The following is a 15,209-nucleotide window of genomic DNA, read 5'->3' on the forward strand; positions in this document are numbered from 1 at the left end:
GTCTGGTCGGTTAAATCCAGGAATGTCGGGCAGGTAAAGTGCCGTTGAGGTGGTAAGCGCCCACCGCGTGATACTTCCAGCGCACCGGGTCGTGCAGGGTGTGCACCCGGGCGTTGCGCCAGTGGCGGTCGAGGTTGAATTCGGCGAGGGTCGCGCGGCTGCCGGCCAGTTCGAATAATTTCTCGCTCGCGAGCAATGAAATCTCGGTGGTCAGCACCTTGGCTTCGGCCACGGCAATCGAGGCACGAGCCGCGGACTGCGCGGTGATCGGCGCGGCACTGACTTGGTCCAGCACCTGGCCCGCCTTGCGCAACAGCGCTTCGGCCGCGTGCAGTTCGATTTTCAGCTTGCCGATATCGGCGATCACATACAGGTCATCGCTGGCCCGTTCGACCTTGGCGTCGATCCAGGGCCGCGAGCGTTCGCGTACAAAGCTGATGGTGTCGTCGATCGCGCCACGGGCAATGCCGGCGTCGATGGCCGCCTGGATCAATTGCGACACCGCGCCCTGGATACCCGGCGATTCGCCGAGGCGCCAGGTCTCCACCACCAGTTCGGCGTCCACCGCCACCTGATCCAGCAGCACCGTGCCGCTGGCGGTGGTGCGTTGGCCAAAGCCCGACCAGTCATCAACGATGCGCAGGCCTTCGGTGCCACGCCGCACGAACGCCATGACGACTTTGCCGTCATCGTTCAACGCCTTGACCGCCACCCAGTGGGCGAACAGCGCACCGGTGGAGTAGAACTTCTGGCCACTGACGACGTAGCCGTCACCTTCGACGGTGATGCGTGACTTGAGGTCCAGGGTGTTTTTAGTACCGCGTTCCGGGCCGCCGTTGCCGATGCGCCAGCCGTCCAGCACGCTCTGGAACAGCTGCTTTTTCTGGCGCTCGCTGGCCGCCCCTTGCAGCACGTGCAGGATGCCGAAATGGTTCTGCGGGATTTGCCCCAGCGCCGGGTCGGCCGCGCTGATGATCGCGAACACCTCGGCCAGGGTCACGAAGGACACTTGCGGGCCGCCGTACTCACGGGGAATGGAAATGCTGCCCAGGCCGCTGCGGGTGAAATGCTCGATTTCAGCCCAGGGCAGTTTGCGTTGCTGATCGCGCCTGGCCGCTTGCAGGCGTGCAGCCTGTGCCAGCTCATGAGCTGCGCTCAGGGCCTCGGCGTCGTTGCGCAGCACCTTGGCGGGCAACAACAGCGGGGCGACGTCCAGATCACTCTGGGGGGGTGTTTGTGCCAAGTTAGACATCAGCGCCGCTCCTTGGCTGCACGCAATGCCCTGGCGTTACGCACCGGGGTAATTTTGACCATACCTACCTCACATCCGTTGAAAAGATAAAAAAATCAGGAATGTCCGGTGGTCCGGTGCATATACCCTAAGCGTGTTAAATTTTTTAATAAACTAACTTTTAGGAATATGCATAGAAGGTCTGTCACCCGGGTTCACAAGGCGAGCCGGGGCGGCGGGGTTGGTAGACCAGCGGGGCCTTGGCGGGGCTGGTCGGGGCCTGGGGAACGAGCGCAGCGATGCGCAGGGTGCGGGTTGGCGCCCAGCGCGAATTGTTGCCGACCCGGTCGAGAATGCAGTAGGTCACTTCGAGGCGATGGTCATCTCCGGCCTCGATGATGATCGCCGACGGCACCCACACCTGCACCGCCTTGCCCACATCGCCGGCCTGGATCTTCGGCAGGTCCAGGCGCACGTCACCCCAGCGCAGGGTGATTTCGTCATCGGTCGCCATGTTCAGGTACGGCTCGATGGTCAACGGTACGCCACGACGGATCTGGCTGCTGTTGACGCCGTGGCGGCGAATGGTCTCGGGCAGGCCGACGGCGGCCAGGTTCTGGTTTTCGTCGTTACTCAATGCAGAAGGGTGACCGCCGGGATAATCAGTCTTGACCTGCACCCGGGTGATCGCCGAACGCGCCGGGCCGTGGCCGACTTGCATGACCCGGTAATGAATCCGTGCCTCGCCATCCAGCACAAAGCTTTCCGGCACCCGCAGGCGGGTGGGCATGCCGATTTTGCCGGCAGTGATGCGTCGGGAAGCCGCAAAGCAGTTGTTCCAGAACAACTCGATCAGGTCGCCCTCGTCCATGCCATCGTAAGGCGCGATATCGACCTGCAGGTGGGTGGCGGCGAGGGCATTGATACCCTCTCGATGGGCCTCAGGCAAGGTCGGGGCAGTGAGCAGCGCGGGGGGGGAAATACGCGTCATAAATAATCTCCTTGATGCAGCCAGCAGCAATCGTTCCGGACATTAAGCGCGGGCGGGCGACGTAGTCCGAAAGGAACGATTTAATGAAAAACCAGAATGGATCCAATCCTCTGGGCGTTAGATAAGAGGCTCGGTTAGTTGGCGTCAAGAGGCTGGGCGGGGCAAACAGGGGGTTATGGATTATTCAGAAGGGTCTGACTGGCGGGGCGCTGCAAGTGCGTGTTTCGAGGTGACTTTTACCCAGTGAATAAAGGGCTTTTCCCAAAAAACACTAAAGAGGCGAGTTGCCTTTCGGCAACTCTATAAAGCGAAGTTTCTTACAAGTGATGGGCGCACGTTAGTTGTTGATGAACTTGCTGAGAAATTGCCGGGTACGTTCTTCTTTCGGGTTGGCGAACAGTGCCTTGGCTTCGCCCTGTTCAACGATTACCCCCTTGTCGAAGAAGATCACCCGGTTGGCCACGTCCCGCGCAAAACTCATCTCGTGGGTCACGATGACCATGGTGCGGTTTTCTTCAGCGAGGCTACGAATGGTCGCCAGCACTTCGCCTACCAGCTCCGGGTCCAGGGCCGAGGTCGGTTCATCGAACAGGATCACCTCGGGTTCCATCGCCAATGCCCGGGCAATCGCTACCCGTTGCTGCTGCCCGCCGGACAGGCGCCGTGGGTAGGCGTCTTCCTTGCCCGCCAGGCCAACCCTGGCCAATAGCTTGCGGCCGAGGGCATCTGCGGCGGCCCGGGGCATCTTCTTGACCACGATCGGGCCTTCGATGACGTTCTCGAGGGCGGTGCGGTGGGGGAACAGGTTGAAGTTCTGGAACACAAAACCCACGTGCTGGCGCAGGCGCCGCACCAGGTTTTGCTGCTGGTTGAGCGGGCGGCTGCTGTCGATCTCGATGTCACCGACCTTGATCCGGCCACTGGTGGGTTCTTCGAGGAAATTCAGGCAGCGCAGCAAGGTGGTCTTGCCGGAACCGCTGGGGCCGATGATGGCGACGACTTCGCCTTCCTTGACCTCAAGGTCGATCCCGTTAAGCACCACCTGACCCTTGAATTGTTTGGTCAGTTTTTCAACCACGATCATGCTTCAAGACTCCAGGTCATGCCGGTTGACTCGTGCTTCCAGGCGGTTTTGCACGTGCGCCAGAACGCTGGCAAGAATCCAGTAGATCAAGGCGGCGGACAGATACATGGTGAAAATTTCGAAGGTACGGGCCGAGACCAGTTGCGCCTGGCGGAACAGCTCCGGCACCTGGATGGTGGCGGCCAGGGCGGTGTCCTTGACCAGGGAAATAAAGCTGTTGCCCAACGGCGGCAAGGCCGTGCGCATGGCCTGTGGCAGGATGGCCCGGCGCAGGGTCTGCGCACGGGTCATGCCGATACTGGCCGCAGCTTCCCACTGGCCGCGCTCGATGGAACCGATGGCGGCACGCAGGATTTCACAGGCATAAGCGGCCATGTTCAGCGAGAAGCCGATCATGGCCGCCGGGATCGGATCCAGCTCGATGCCCACTTGCGGCAAGCCGTAGTAGATCAGAAACAGCTGTACCAGCAAGGGCGTGCCGCGAAAGAACGACACATAGACCCGGGCGATCCAGCTCAACAACTTGAAGCGCGACAGGCGCATCAAGGCCAGGCCAAAGCCCAGCAGCAAGCCGAAAAACATCCCGCCAAGGCTAAGAATTACCGTGAAATACGCGCCCTTGAGCAGAAAGGGCGCGGAGTCCAGCGCGAGTTGGAAACCTGCTTCCATTATTGAGTAACGTCAGCGTTGAAGTACTTCTCGGACAGCTTCTTCAAGGTACCGTCGGCACGCAGTTCGTCGAGGGCCTTGTTCACCGCAGCCAGCAGTTCCGGCTCGCCTTTGCGCAGGGCAATGCCGGCTTCCTGGCGGGAGAAGGCAGCGCCTGCAGCGGCGGTGTCCTTGGCTTTCTTGGCGTATTCCAGCGCGGCCAGGCGGTCGATCAGGATGGCGTCGACACGGCCGATGCGCAGGTCCTGGAACTTGGTTGGGTCATCGTTGTAGGTTTTGACGATGGCTTTCGGTTGGTTTTCCTTGAGCCATTGTTCGTAGTTGGTGCCCAGGCCCACACCGATTTTCTTGCCGGCCAGGTCGTCGGCGGTCTTGATGGTGTCGACGTTCTTCGCCAGGGTCAGCGCCTGAATACCGGAGACGGTGTACGGCGTGGAGAAATCATACTTTGCCTTGCGCGCGTCGGAGATGGTCACCTGGTTGACGACCGCGTCCAGGCGCTTGGATTCCAGGGCGGCGAGAATGCCATCCCACGGAGTGGCTTGCAGCTTGACCTTGACGCCCAGCTTCTTGGCCAGGGCTTCAGACAGCTCGACCTCGAAACCGCTGAGCTTGCCGCTTTCATCGACGAAGCTGAACGGCGGGTAGGTGCCTTCCAGGCCAATCTTGATTTCGCCGGCTTTCTTGATGTTATCCAACTGCTCGCCGGCCACTGCCTGACCGAGCCACCCGGCGCCTAGCGCCAGCCCCAACGTGCCAACCAGTAACGTGCGACGGAATACAGAAATAGTCATGAAGAGCCCCTGTGTTTTTTATGTTGAGCGATGCAGGTGACGCGGTAGTCGTATCCTGCCTTAAAGCGAGATGCGCGTCTTCGCCTACGGCGCGACTATAAAGCCGGTTTTTAAGACTTGAAAATAATATAAAATCAGATTGATATTCTTTTATGGAATATCAAAAGCTTGAATCATACGCAAACAACGCCGGTGCACCGCCGGTATGCAGGAAGATGATCGGCCCCTCTTCAAAGCGCTGGCGACCAATGCCATCCAGCAAGCCGGCCATGGCCTTGCCAGTGTAGACCGGGTCCAGCAGCAGGCCTTCCTGACTGGCCACCAGCTTGATCGCCGCCAGCGTGCCGGCACTCGGCTCGCCATAACGGGGGGCGAAGTACTCATCCCACAGGATCACCTTGAACGCGTCCGGTACCGGCACGCCGAGCAATTCGGCCGTACGCTCGGCCAGGCCTTGCACCTTGGGGCGCTGGGCTTCGTCGGTACGGGACACGGTGACGCCAATCACTTGCAGGTCCGGCAGTACTTCGCTCAGCGCCAATGCCAGGCCGCTGTGGGTGCCGGCGCTGCCGGAAGCCAGCACCACGGTGGAGAACTTGATACCGCTGTCTTCGATCTGCCCGGCCAGTTCCAGCCCGGCGCGTACATAACCCAGGGCGCCGAGGGCGTTGGAGCCGCCGATGGGCACGAGGTACGGCTTCTTGCCGTTGCTGCGCAGGCGGTCGGCGAGGGCGTTGAGTTGGGCGTCGACGTCGTCCAGGTTTTCCACCAACTCGACCTTGGCGTCGAACAGTTCCAGCAACAGGCGGTTGCCGTTGGCCAGGTAGTTGGGGTCTTCGGTGCCCGTGGGGTTTTCCAGCAGGGCGACGCAACCCAGACCCAGCTTGGCCGCCAGTGCGGCGGTTTGGCGTACGTGGTTGGACTGGATCGCGCCGGCGGTCACCAGGGTGTCGGCGCCTTGGGCAATCGCATCGGCGGCAAGGTATTCGAGTTTGCGCAGCTTGTTGCCGCCCAGGGCCAGCGGCGTGGTGTCGTCGCGTTTGACGTAGATATCACGCCCCAGCCAGGCCGACAGCCGCTCGAGTTTTTCCAGGGCGGTGGCGCCGCCCAGCAGTTCCAGACGGTTAAAGCGGTCGAGCTGTTGTTTGATCATGGCTACGCACGGGTGGTCAGAGATGCACCGACTATAGGCAGGCACTTTTGCGTGGGCAACCGTCAATCGCTTATGTCGATGGGTTATTAGCATTGCACTATTGGTTCTTAAGGGCGCTCAGGTGCCTTGCCGTAAAGTGATGGGCATTTCGTCAGGAGTGAAGACCGTGAGTGAGCGTTCCAGTCATTGGCAATTACAGACCATCGTCAGCCAGCTGCGCAGCGCCCGGGACCAGTGGCGCACCCGCAACGGCCGGGTCAGCGGCGAGCAGGGCGGGCGCGAGCTGCCTTCACGGGAAGCCGTGGCGCAGATTCTCGAGGCGTTGTGCGGTGCGCTGTTCCCCATGCGTCTGGGGCCGGTGGATTTGCGTGAAGAGAGTGAAGACTTCTACGTCGGCCACACCCTGGATGTGGCGCTGAATGCGTTGCTCGCCCAGGCGCGGCTGGAGTTGCGTTACGCCGCGCGACAAGGTGGCCAGGATGACAGCGAGGTGGACGCCCATGCGATCCACTTGATCCAGGATTTCGCCTTGGCGTTGCCTTCCTTGCGCAGCCTGCTGGATACCGACGTACTCGCCGCCTACCACGGCGACCCGGCGGCCCGCAGCGTGGATGAAGTGCTGTTGTGCTACCCGGGCATCCTGGCGGTGATTCACCATCGGCTGGCTCACCACCTGTACCGTGCGGGCTTGCCGTTGCTGGCGCGCATCAGTGCGGAAATCGCGCATTCGGCGACCGGGATTGATATTCACCCCGGCGCGCAGATCGGCCCGAGCTTCTTTATCGACCACGGGACGGGTGTGGTGATTGGCGAGACCGCGATCATCGGCGAGCGGGTGCGGATCTACCAGGCCGTGACCCTGGGCGCCAAGCGATTCCCGGCGGATGAAGACGGGCAGTTGCAGAAGGGCCATCCGCGGCACCCGATTGTTGAGGATGATGTGGTGATCTACGCCGGGGCGACGATCCTGGGGCGGATCACGATTGGCAAGGGGTCGACCATTGGCGGCAACGTGTGGCTGACGCGCAGCGTGCCGGCGGGGGCGAACCTGACCCAGGCGAACCTGCAGCATGATGACGGGACGCAGAAGTAAAACACTACTCTCTCTAACGATCACACAGATCAAATGTGGGAGCTGGCTTGCCTGCGATAGCGGTGTATCAGCAACAGATGTATGGCTGACCCACCGCAATCGCAGGCAAGCCAGCTCCCACAATGGATCGCATTCCAGTCTCGGCCAGTATTTCACTCAGCAATCGCTGAACGTTTTGTCATCCCTACACGTCATACCTTTCCTTGAGCTAGTGTAGGAAACACCTACCACTCGGCCCTGCGATTAGTCCTCAAACCCCTATCCATGTTTAACTTGACTGTTCGTTCAAGTTAAATCGGTGGTTCGCTGCCCGCTCACAACAGGAGGCTTACCTTTGCTGAGTCTGTTTTTCACAGCCACATCCCACACCCTTGAGGTGCACCCTACATGAGTGCATCGTCCACACCTTCCAGCGGTCTGGTCCGCATGAACCCGCCGGTGTTTTACTTCGCCGCGAGCTTCATCCTGCTGTTCGGCCTGACCGTCATCGCGATTCCCGAACAAGCCGGCGCCTGGCTGCTGGCGGCACAAAACTGGGCGGCCAATACGGTCGGCTGGTACTACATGCTGGCGATGACCCTGTATCTGGTCTTCGTGGTGGTCACCGCGTTATCGGGCTACGGCAAGATCAAACTCGGTGCCGACCACGACGAGCCCGAATTCAGTTACCTGTCCTGGGCCGGCATGCTGTTCGCCGCCGGCATCAGCATCACGCTGTTTTTCTTCTGCGTTTCCGAGCCATTGACGCACCTGGTGCAACCGCCCCAGGGCGAAGCCTTGAACGGCGACGCTGCGCGCCAGGCCATGCAGATCCTGTTTCTGCATTGGGGCCTGCATGGCTGGGGCGTGTTCGCCTTCGTCGGCATGGCCCTGGCGTATTTCGCCTACCGGCACAATCTGCCGCTGGCGTTGCGCTCGGCGCTGTACCCGCTGATCGGCAAGCGTATCAACGGCCCCATCGGCTACGCGGTGGACGGCTTCGGCATCATCGCCACGGTGTTCGGCCTCGGCGCCGACATGGGCTTCGGTGTGTTGCACCTCAACTCCGGGCTCGACTACCTGTTCGGCGTGGCCCACACCCAGTGGATCCAGGTCGGCCTCATCACCTTGATGATGGGCGCAGCGATCCTGGTGGCCGTCTCCGGCGTCGACAAGGGTGTGCGGGTGATGTCCGACATCAACATGCTGCTGGCCTGTGCGCTGCTGCTGTTCGTGTTGTTCGCCGGGCCCACCCAGCACTTGCTGAACACCCTGATCCAAAACATCGGCGACTACCTGGGCGCGTTGCCGACCAAGAGTTTCGACCTTTACGCCTACGACAAACCCAGCGACTGGCTGGGCGGCTGGACCGTGTTCTATTGGGCCTGGTGGATCGCATGGTCACCGTTCGTGGGCCTGTTTATCGCGCGTATTTCCCGCGGTCGTACCATCCGCGAATTCGTCTTCGGCGTGCTGTTGATCCCGTTGGGTTTCACCCTGGCGTGGATGTCGATCTTCGGCAACAGTGCCATCGACCAGGTGCTCAACCACGGCCTCACGGCGCTGGGGCAGTCGGCCATTGATGATCCATCGATGAGCCTGTACCTGCTGCTGGAAACCTACCCGTGGAGCAAGACGGTCATCGCGGTCACGGTGTTTATCAGCTTCGTGTTCTTCGTCACCTCGGCCGACTCCGGCACCGTGGTGCTCTCGACCTTGTCGGCCAAAGGCGGCAACGCCGATGAAGACGGGCCGAAGTGGCTGCGGGTGTTCTGGGGCGCGATGACGGCGTTGGTCACCAGTGCGCTGCTGTTTGCCGGCAGTATCGACTCGCTCAAGTCGGCCGTGGTACTGACCTCGCTGCCGTTCTCGATGATTTTGCTGCTGATGATGTGGGGGCTGCACAAGGCGTTCTACCTTGAGTCGCAGAAGCAGATCGCGCAGATGCATTCCCTTGCACCGGTGTCGGGCTCGCGTAAAGGCACGGGCGGTTGGCGCCAGCGCTTGAGCCAGGCGGTGCATTTCCCGTCACGGGATGAGGTGTATCGCTTCCTTGAGACCACGGTGCGTCCGGCGATCGAAGAAGTGACGGCGGTGTTTGTCGAGAAGGGCCTGAGTGTGGTCACCCAGCCCGACCCGTCCAACGACAGCGTCAGCCTGGAAATCGGTCATGGTGAACAGCATCCGTTCGTGTACCAGGTGCAGATGCGCGGCTATTTCACACCGTCATTCGCACGGGGCGGCATGGGTTCCAAGCAACTCAACAACCGTCGCTACTACCGCGCGGAAGTCCACTTGAGTGAGGGTAGCCAGGACTACGACCTGGTGGGCTACACCAAGGAGCAGATCATCAACGACATCCTCGACCAGTACGAACGGCACATGCAGTTCCTGCACCTGGTTCGCTGAGGCTCAGGCCCTGATAAACAGGGCCAGTGCCACCAACGGCGCACCAAACACCACACTGCCGATCACCAGCTCCGAGACCAGGGGCTGGCCGGCAGTGACTACGCCTACCGCGCCGTTTACCACCGCCACCACCAGCCAGACCCCGACAAAGCTGTAGGCCAGAATGTGCCGGCTGACGCCAAGTTTTTGGCCGATAAACAGCATCAGTGCGAGCAGGATCAGGCCAGAGGTGATGACGAGTGCGGTGTGCATGGCTGAAGTCTCCTGATACCCGCTGATTCACAGTGAACACCAAATCTGTGGCGAGGGAGCTTGCTCCCGTTGGGCTGCGAAGCGGCCCCAAAATCTTGGGAGCGCTACGCACTCCAGCGGGAGCAAGCTCCCTCGCCACAATATTAGTGCGTCGTAGAGTGAGTGGTTGTGTGGTTTCAGACCAGGCCGCCATTGGCCCGCAGGATTTGCCCGTTTACCCAGGCACCGGCCGGGCTCACCAGGAACGACACGACGCGGGCGATATCTTCGGGTTGGCCAAGGCGTTCCAGTGGCGCCATCTTGGCCAGGCCCTGGATCTGCTCTTCGCTTTTGCCATGCAGGAACAGCTCGGTAGCCACCGGGCCGGGGGCCACGGCGTTGACGGTGATGCGACGGCCGCGCATTTCCTTGGCGAACACTTGGGTCAGGGATTCCACGGCTGCCTTGCTGGCGATGTACACCGCGTAGCCGGGGAAGTTGAGGCCGACGGTGCTGCTGGAAAAATTGACGATGCGCCCGCCGTCGTTCAGTCGGGTCGCCGCTTCACGCAGGGCATTGAAGGTGCCGCGGGTGTGGATATCGAAGTTCTGGTTGTAGAGCTCATCGCTGTGCTGGGCCAGCGGCAGTACCTTGAGAATCCCGGCGTTGTTGATCAGCACATCGACCTTGCCGAGTTGGGCTTCGGTCTCGTCGAACAGGCGCTTGACGTCGGCGGCGCTGGCCACGTCGCCCTGGATCGCTATGGCTTGGTGCCCGGCCTGGCGCAACTCCACCACCAGTTTCGACGCTTCAGTGGCGCTGTTGGCGTAGTTGATCGCGACGGCATAACCTTCGGCGGCCAGTTGTTTGGCAATCACGGCGCCGATGCCGCGGGAGGCGCCGGTAACGATAGCAACTTGAGTGGTCATGATCAGATTTCCTTGGGGGAGTGGCTGGGTGTGGAAGCAGATTCACATGTTTACCCAAGCCGATAAATGCGCCAGAGTTGCCTTGACTGTTCAAAAATCGCCAACAATGGAGACGCAACGTGGACCAGGTCAAAGCGATGAAGGTGTTCGTACGAATCTACGAGCGCAGCAGCTTCACGCTCGCTGCGGATGACCTGAACCTGCCGCGCGCGACCCTGACCCACACCCTCAACCAGTTCGAAGCGTGGTTGGGCACGCGGTTGCTGGAGCGCAGTACCCGCCGCGTACGCCCCACGCTGGATGGCGAGGCCTATTACCTGCGTTGTGTGCAGCTGCTGGCCGAGCTGGAAGAGGCGGAACTGGCGTTCCGTTCGGTGGCGCCCAAGGGCCGCCTGCGCGTGGATTTGCATGGCACCCTGGCCAAGTACTTCGTTATCCCGGCACTCCCGCAATTCATGGCGCGCTACCCGGAAATCGAACTGTCCATCAGCGAGGCGGACCGCTTCGTCGACTTGATCGCCGAAGGCGTGGATTGCGTGCTGCGCGCAGGCACCCTGGGGGATTCGGCGTTGATCGGCAGGCGTGTCGCGACGCTGCGCCAGGTGACCTGCGCGAGCCCGGCGTACCTGCGCAAATACGGCGAGCCGAAAAGCCTCGCCGACCTGGGTGAGCACCGGGCGGTGAACTACGTTTCGCGCACCACCGCCAAGCTGTTTCCGTTCGAATTCATGGTCGACGGCCAAGTGCAGGAAGTCACGATCGAGGGGGCGCTGTCGGTGTTCGGCGCAGAGATTTATTCCGCCAGCGCGGTGGCCGGACTGGGCATTATCCAGTGCCCGCACTACCGCATGGCCGAGCTGATTTCCCAGGGCGTGATGCAGGAAATCCTCACCGATACACCGCCGCCCTTGATGCCGGTGTCGGTGCTTTACCCGCAGAACCGACACATGTCGCCGAGGGTGCGAGTGTTCGTCGATTGGCTCGCCGAAATCTTCGCCACTGCCCGCTAACCCGCGTACTTACTGGGTTTCTTAAATTTAATTTCATCCGGGTAAAGGGTGTTCTGACTCCGAACTGTCACATGGCCATCGCCTAATTGTGTGAAGCGTTTGACGCTTTCATTTCAGAACAGTGACGGAGACCGGTACCAATGAAGACGTTATTAAGCCCCATGGTGGGTGCCGCCATGGCGAGCTTTATGCTGTCCGCCCACGCCGATTTTATCGATGACAGCCACGCCGACGTGACCCTGCTGAACCGCTACCTCAATCAGCAGGGGCGCGATGTGGTGAACAGCAATAACAAGGCCCACAGCATCCGTGACTGGGGCCAGGGTTTTGAATTCAACTTCAAGTCGGGCTACACCGAAGGCACCGTAGGTTTTGGTCTGGACCTGCAGGCGTTCTACGGTTTGAAACTGGATTCCGGTGGCGACCTCAACGACAAGGATCACCAGGGCCGCTACCCCGGCAGTATGTTCCCGCTGGATGACGGCAAGTCCGCCGACCAGTTCGGCGTGCTCAGTCCGACCTTCAAGATGCGTTTTGCCCAGGATGAATTGCGCGTCGGTACGCTCTACGGCAACAACCCGGTCCTGGCCAACACCGACGGCCGCCTGTACCAGCAGACCAACACCGGCGTGCAGTTGGTTTCCAAAGACTTGACCGACTTCACCTTTACCGCCGGTGACATCCTCAAGACCAAGATCCGCAACGAAACCGGCGACCAGGGCATGATCACCGCCGGCGGCACCAAAGAGAGTGATCGCTTCCTCTACGGCGGTGCGGACTACAAAGGCTTGCCGGACACCACCGTCAGCCTGTGGTACTCGAACCTTGAGGATTACTACCAACAGTTCTTCCTCGGTGCCAAGCGCCATGACGCCTTGCCTGTCGGCGCGATCGACACCGACGTGCGCCTGTACCGCAGCCTGGGTGTGGGTGAAAACGCCGCCGGCGACAAAGACTATTCCGCTGCCGGCCTATACGGTGACGGCACCTCCAAGGGCCGCATCAACCAGTCCACCGTCAGCCTGCTGGAAAGCTACAGCCTGGACGGCCATACCGTCGGCCTGGGCATTCAGAAAAACAGCGGCGACAGCGACTTCCCGTACCTGGATTCCGGCCTGAACAGCGGTGCCAGCAACCAGGGCCCGGGTTCGGGTGCCGACACCCCGGCACTCACCAACATGCAACTGAACAAGTTCCAGCACGCCGGCGAGCGCACTTGGTTGGCCCAGTACAAATATGACTTCGGCAAGCTCGGTCTCAATGGCCTGACCTTCGCCACGTCCTACGCACACGGTGATGACATCCGCACCACCCAAAGCACCACCAGCGAATGGGAACGTAACGTCACCGTGGCATACCAAGTGCCCACCGGCACCCTCAAAGGCCTCGGCGTAACCTGGCGAAATGCCCACGCCAGCCCGGATATCACCGGTGCCACTGTGCAAGATGAAAACCGCTTCTATGTGAGCTACGTCGTTCCACTCTGGTAGGAAATTGCTGTACAAAGAGCAAGCACACTTAAGCGATTCAGCTGCTTAAAAGGCTTGGGAATATCCTTATTCCCAGGCCTTATTTGCTCATAAGACCAGAGAGGATTCGATGACTTACATTGCTGCCGAAAACCGCTATGAATCTATTCCTTACCGCCGCGTAGGTCGCAGCGGACTGGTGCTGCCTGCACTGTCCCTGGGGCTGTGGCACAACTTTGGCGACAGCACCCCCATCGACACCCAGCGCGCTTTGCTGCGCACCGCGTTCGACCTGGGTATCAACCACTTCGACCTGGCCAACAACTACGGCCCTCCGTACGGCAGCGCCGAGATCAACTTTGGCCGTTTGCTGCGCGAAGACTTCAAGCACTACCGTGATGAACTGATCATCTCCAGCAAGGCCGGCTGGGACATGTGGCCGGGCCCTTATGGCCAGGGCGGCGGTTCGCGCAAATACGTACTGGCGAGCCTCGACCAGAGCCTGCAACGCCTGGGCGTCGACTACGTGGACATTTTCTATTCCCACCGTTTTGATGCCGACACCCCACTGGAAGAAACCGCCAGTGCACTGGCCACTGCCGTGCAACAGGGCAAGGCGTTGTACATTGGGATCTCGTCCTATTCCGGGGTAAAAACCCGCGAAATCGCAGCGCTGCTTCAGGAGTGGAAAGTTCCGCTGCTGATCCACCAGCCGGCCTACAACCTGCTCAATCGCTGGGTGGAAAAAGACCTGCTGGACGTCACCGAAGAACTCGGCGCCGGCGTGATTGCGTTTACCCCGTTGGCCCAGGGTTTGCTGACCGACAAATACCTCAACGGCGTACCGGCGGATGCGCGGGTGAATCGTCCGGGTGGTGGTTCATTGCAGGCCAAGCATTTGTCCGAGGCCAACATTGCCCACGCGCGTGCGTTGAATGAAATCGCCAAGCGCCGTGGCCAGAGCCTGGCGCAGATGGCGTTGGCGTGGACATTGCGTGATCCGCGGGTCACCAGCGCCCTGATCGGTGCGAGCCGGCCGGAGCAGATCATTGAAAACGTCGGCGCGTTGCAGAACCTGAGCTTCAGTGCGCAAGAGCTGGCGGAGATTGACCGGTTCGCCCAGGAAGGCGGGATTAACTTGTGGGAGAAGCCGTCTACGGCGGAATAAGCGGCAGAGCCCGACTCCTGCATCAACACCAATCCAATGTGGGAGCGGGCTTACTCGCGAATGCGGGGTGTCAGTCACCGAATTTATTACTGATCCACCGCATTCGCGAGCAAGCCCGCTCCCACATTTGATGCGTGGTGTGCCTGTTAGAACGGCACATCTCCAAGAATCGTCGCCCGGTGCATCACCCGCCGTTGCGGCCGGTAATCATCCACGGCGTAATGCTGGGTCACGCGGTTGTCCCAAAACGCCACGTCATTTTCCTGCCAGCGCCAGCGAATGGTGAACTCCGGCCGGGTGGCATGGGCAAACAACAGCTTCAGCACCGCTTCGCTTTCCGCCGGCTCCAGTTCGTTGATCTTGCTGGTGAACCCTTCACTGACGAACAGCGATTTGCGCCCGCTTACCGGGTGCGTACGAATCACCGGATGGGACAGTGGCGGGTTCTTGCGCCGGGCTTCTTCCCAGCGCGCCAGGTCTTCCGGCGTGTTGCCGTAGCGTTCCAGCGGGAAGGAGCGCGTGAAATCGTGGGTCGCGGTCAAGCCGTCCAGCAGTTTTTTGAACGGCTCGGACAACGCCTCATACGCGGCAATCCCGCTGGCCCACAACGTGTCGCCGCCGAACTCCGGCAGCAGCTTGGCGCTGAGTACTGCACCGAGGGCGGGGGTGGGCAGGAAGGTCACGTCGGTGTGCCAGATGGCGTTGTCGCGCACGTCGGTCACGGCGGTGTCGAGGATCAGCACTTCAGGCTGTTCCGGCACGTTGGGGTAGATCGGGTGAATGTGCAGGTCGCCGAAATGTGCCGCGAACCGCGCCTGTTGCTGCGGGTTGATCGGCTGGTTGCGGAAGAACAGCACCGAATGCTTGAGCAGCGCCTGTTCGATGGCGTCGCGCTGTTCGATGGTCAGCGGTTGGGTGATGTCGACGCCACTGATCTGGGCGCCAAGGGCGGTGCTGAGAGGCGTTACGGTCAGGCTGCTCATGGGGTTCTCGTCGAAG

At 60.9% G+C, this 15,209-nt stretch carries 14 protein-coding genes; 5 read left to right on the top strand and 9 right to left on the bottom strand.

The window, feature by feature from the left end; translation table 11 throughout:
• Positions 1-10: 10 nt before the first annotated feature.
• The 6 genes from P3C29_RS14880 to P3C29_RS14905 form a co-directional block, all read right to left on the bottom strand.
• Positions 11-1,252: an SfnB family sulfur acquisition oxidoreductase gene (locus P3C29_RS14880; RefSeq protein ID WP_201125878.1), complete on the bottom strand. Its 1,242-nt coding sequence runs from the start codon at positions 1,250-1,252 to the stop codon at positions 11-13.
• A 184-nt stretch (positions 1,253-1,436) separates the two neighbouring features.
• Positions 1,437-2,222 (bottom strand): hypothetical protein, encoded by a 786-nt coding sequence (locus P3C29_RS14885; protein WP_275964811.1) that lies wholly within the window; start codon positions 2,220-2,222, stop codon positions 1,437-1,439.
• A 337-nt stretch (positions 2,223-2,559) separates the two neighbouring features.
• Positions 2,560-3,306, bottom strand: coding sequence for an L-cystine ABC transporter ATP-binding protein TcyN (gene tcyN / locus P3C29_RS14890; protein ID WP_010168907.1), 747 nt, complete (start codon positions 3,304-3,306; stop codon positions 2,560-2,562).
• A 3-nt stretch (positions 3,307-3,309) separates the two neighbouring features.
• Positions 3,310-3,975: a cystine ABC transporter permease gene (gene tcyL, locus P3C29_RS14895; RefSeq protein ID WP_010168909.1), complete on the bottom strand. Its 666-nt coding sequence runs from the start codon at positions 3,973-3,975 to the stop codon at positions 3,310-3,312.
• Entirely contained in the window at positions 3,975-4,769 is a 795-nt protein-coding gene (gene tcyJ, locus P3C29_RS14900) for a cystine ABC transporter substrate-binding protein (protein WP_010168911.1), read from the bottom strand. Before tcyJ ends, tcyL begins: the two co-directional genes overlap by 1 nt.
• Positions 4,770-4,929: 160 nt before the next feature.
• A complete protein-coding gene (locus tag P3C29_RS14905; RefSeq protein WP_169386642.1) occupies positions 4,930-5,922 on the bottom strand; it encodes a D-cysteine desulfhydrase in 993 nt (330 codons plus the stop codon).
• A 166-nt stretch (positions 5,923-6,088) separates the two neighbouring features.
• Here P3C29_RS14905 and epsC point away from each other — a divergent pair, with 166 nt between their 5' ends.
• Positions 6,089-7,015: a serine O-acetyltransferase EpsC gene (epsC, locus tag P3C29_RS14910; protein ID WP_201125880.1), complete on the top strand. Its 927-nt coding sequence runs from the start codon at positions 6,089-6,091 to the stop codon at positions 7,013-7,015.
• A gap of 426 nt (positions 7,016-7,441) precedes the next feature.
• Positions 7,442-9,403, top strand: a complete 1,962-nt coding sequence (gene betT, locus P3C29_RS14915; RefSeq protein WP_275964889.1) for a choline transporter BetT — start codon at positions 7,442-7,444, stop codon at positions 9,401-9,403.
• 3 nt (positions 9,404-9,406) lie between these two features.
• On the opposite strand, the gene P3C29_RS14920 is transcribed toward betT, so the two are convergent.
• Both P3C29_RS14920 and P3C29_RS14925 read right to left on the bottom strand, forming a co-directional pair.
• A complete protein-coding gene (locus P3C29_RS14920; RefSeq protein WP_275964812.1) occupies positions 9,407-9,655 on the bottom strand; it encodes a hypothetical protein in 249 nt (82 codons plus the stop codon).
• A 176-nt stretch (positions 9,656-9,831) separates the two neighbouring features.
• Positions 9,832-10,563: an SDR family oxidoreductase gene (locus P3C29_RS14925; RefSeq protein ID WP_275964813.1), complete on the bottom strand. Its 732-nt coding sequence runs from the start codon at positions 10,561-10,563 to the stop codon at positions 9,832-9,834.
• 119 nt (positions 10,564-10,682) lie between these two features.
• Here P3C29_RS14925 and P3C29_RS14930 point away from each other — a divergent pair, with 119 nt between their 5' ends.
• From P3C29_RS14930 to mgrA, 3 genes are all read left to right on the top strand, one after another.
• Positions 10,683-11,573 carry a LysR family transcriptional regulator gene (locus P3C29_RS14930; RefSeq protein WP_275964814.1) on the top strand — a complete coding sequence of 297 codons (891 nt, stop codon included), beginning with the start codon at positions 10,683-10,685 and terminating at the stop codon, positions 11,571-11,573.
• 161 nt (positions 11,574-11,734) lie between these two features.
• Positions 11,735-13,063, top strand: coding sequence for an OprD family outer membrane porin (locus tag P3C29_RS14935; protein ID WP_275964890.1), 1,329 nt, complete (start codon positions 11,735-11,737; stop codon positions 13,061-13,063).
• Between the two features lie 109 nt (positions 13,064-13,172).
• Positions 13,173-14,210, top strand: coding sequence for an L-glyceraldehyde 3-phosphate reductase (mgrA, locus tag P3C29_RS14940; RefSeq protein ID WP_003211877.1), 1,038 nt, complete (start codon positions 13,173-13,175; stop codon positions 14,208-14,210).
• A gap of 146 nt (positions 14,211-14,356) precedes the next feature.
• Here the strand turns inward: mgrA and tauD are convergent, their stop codons facing one another.
• Entirely contained in the window at positions 14,357-15,193 is an 837-nt protein-coding gene (gene tauD / locus P3C29_RS14945) for a taurine dioxygenase (protein WP_201126259.1), read from the bottom strand.
• Between the last annotated feature and the right edge of the window lie 16 nt (positions 15,194-15,209).

It is taken from the genome of Pseudomonas sp. 1912-s, assembly GCF_029269205.1.
Lineage (GTDB): Bacteria > Pseudomonadota > Gammaproteobacteria > Pseudomonadales > Pseudomonadaceae > Aquipseudomonas.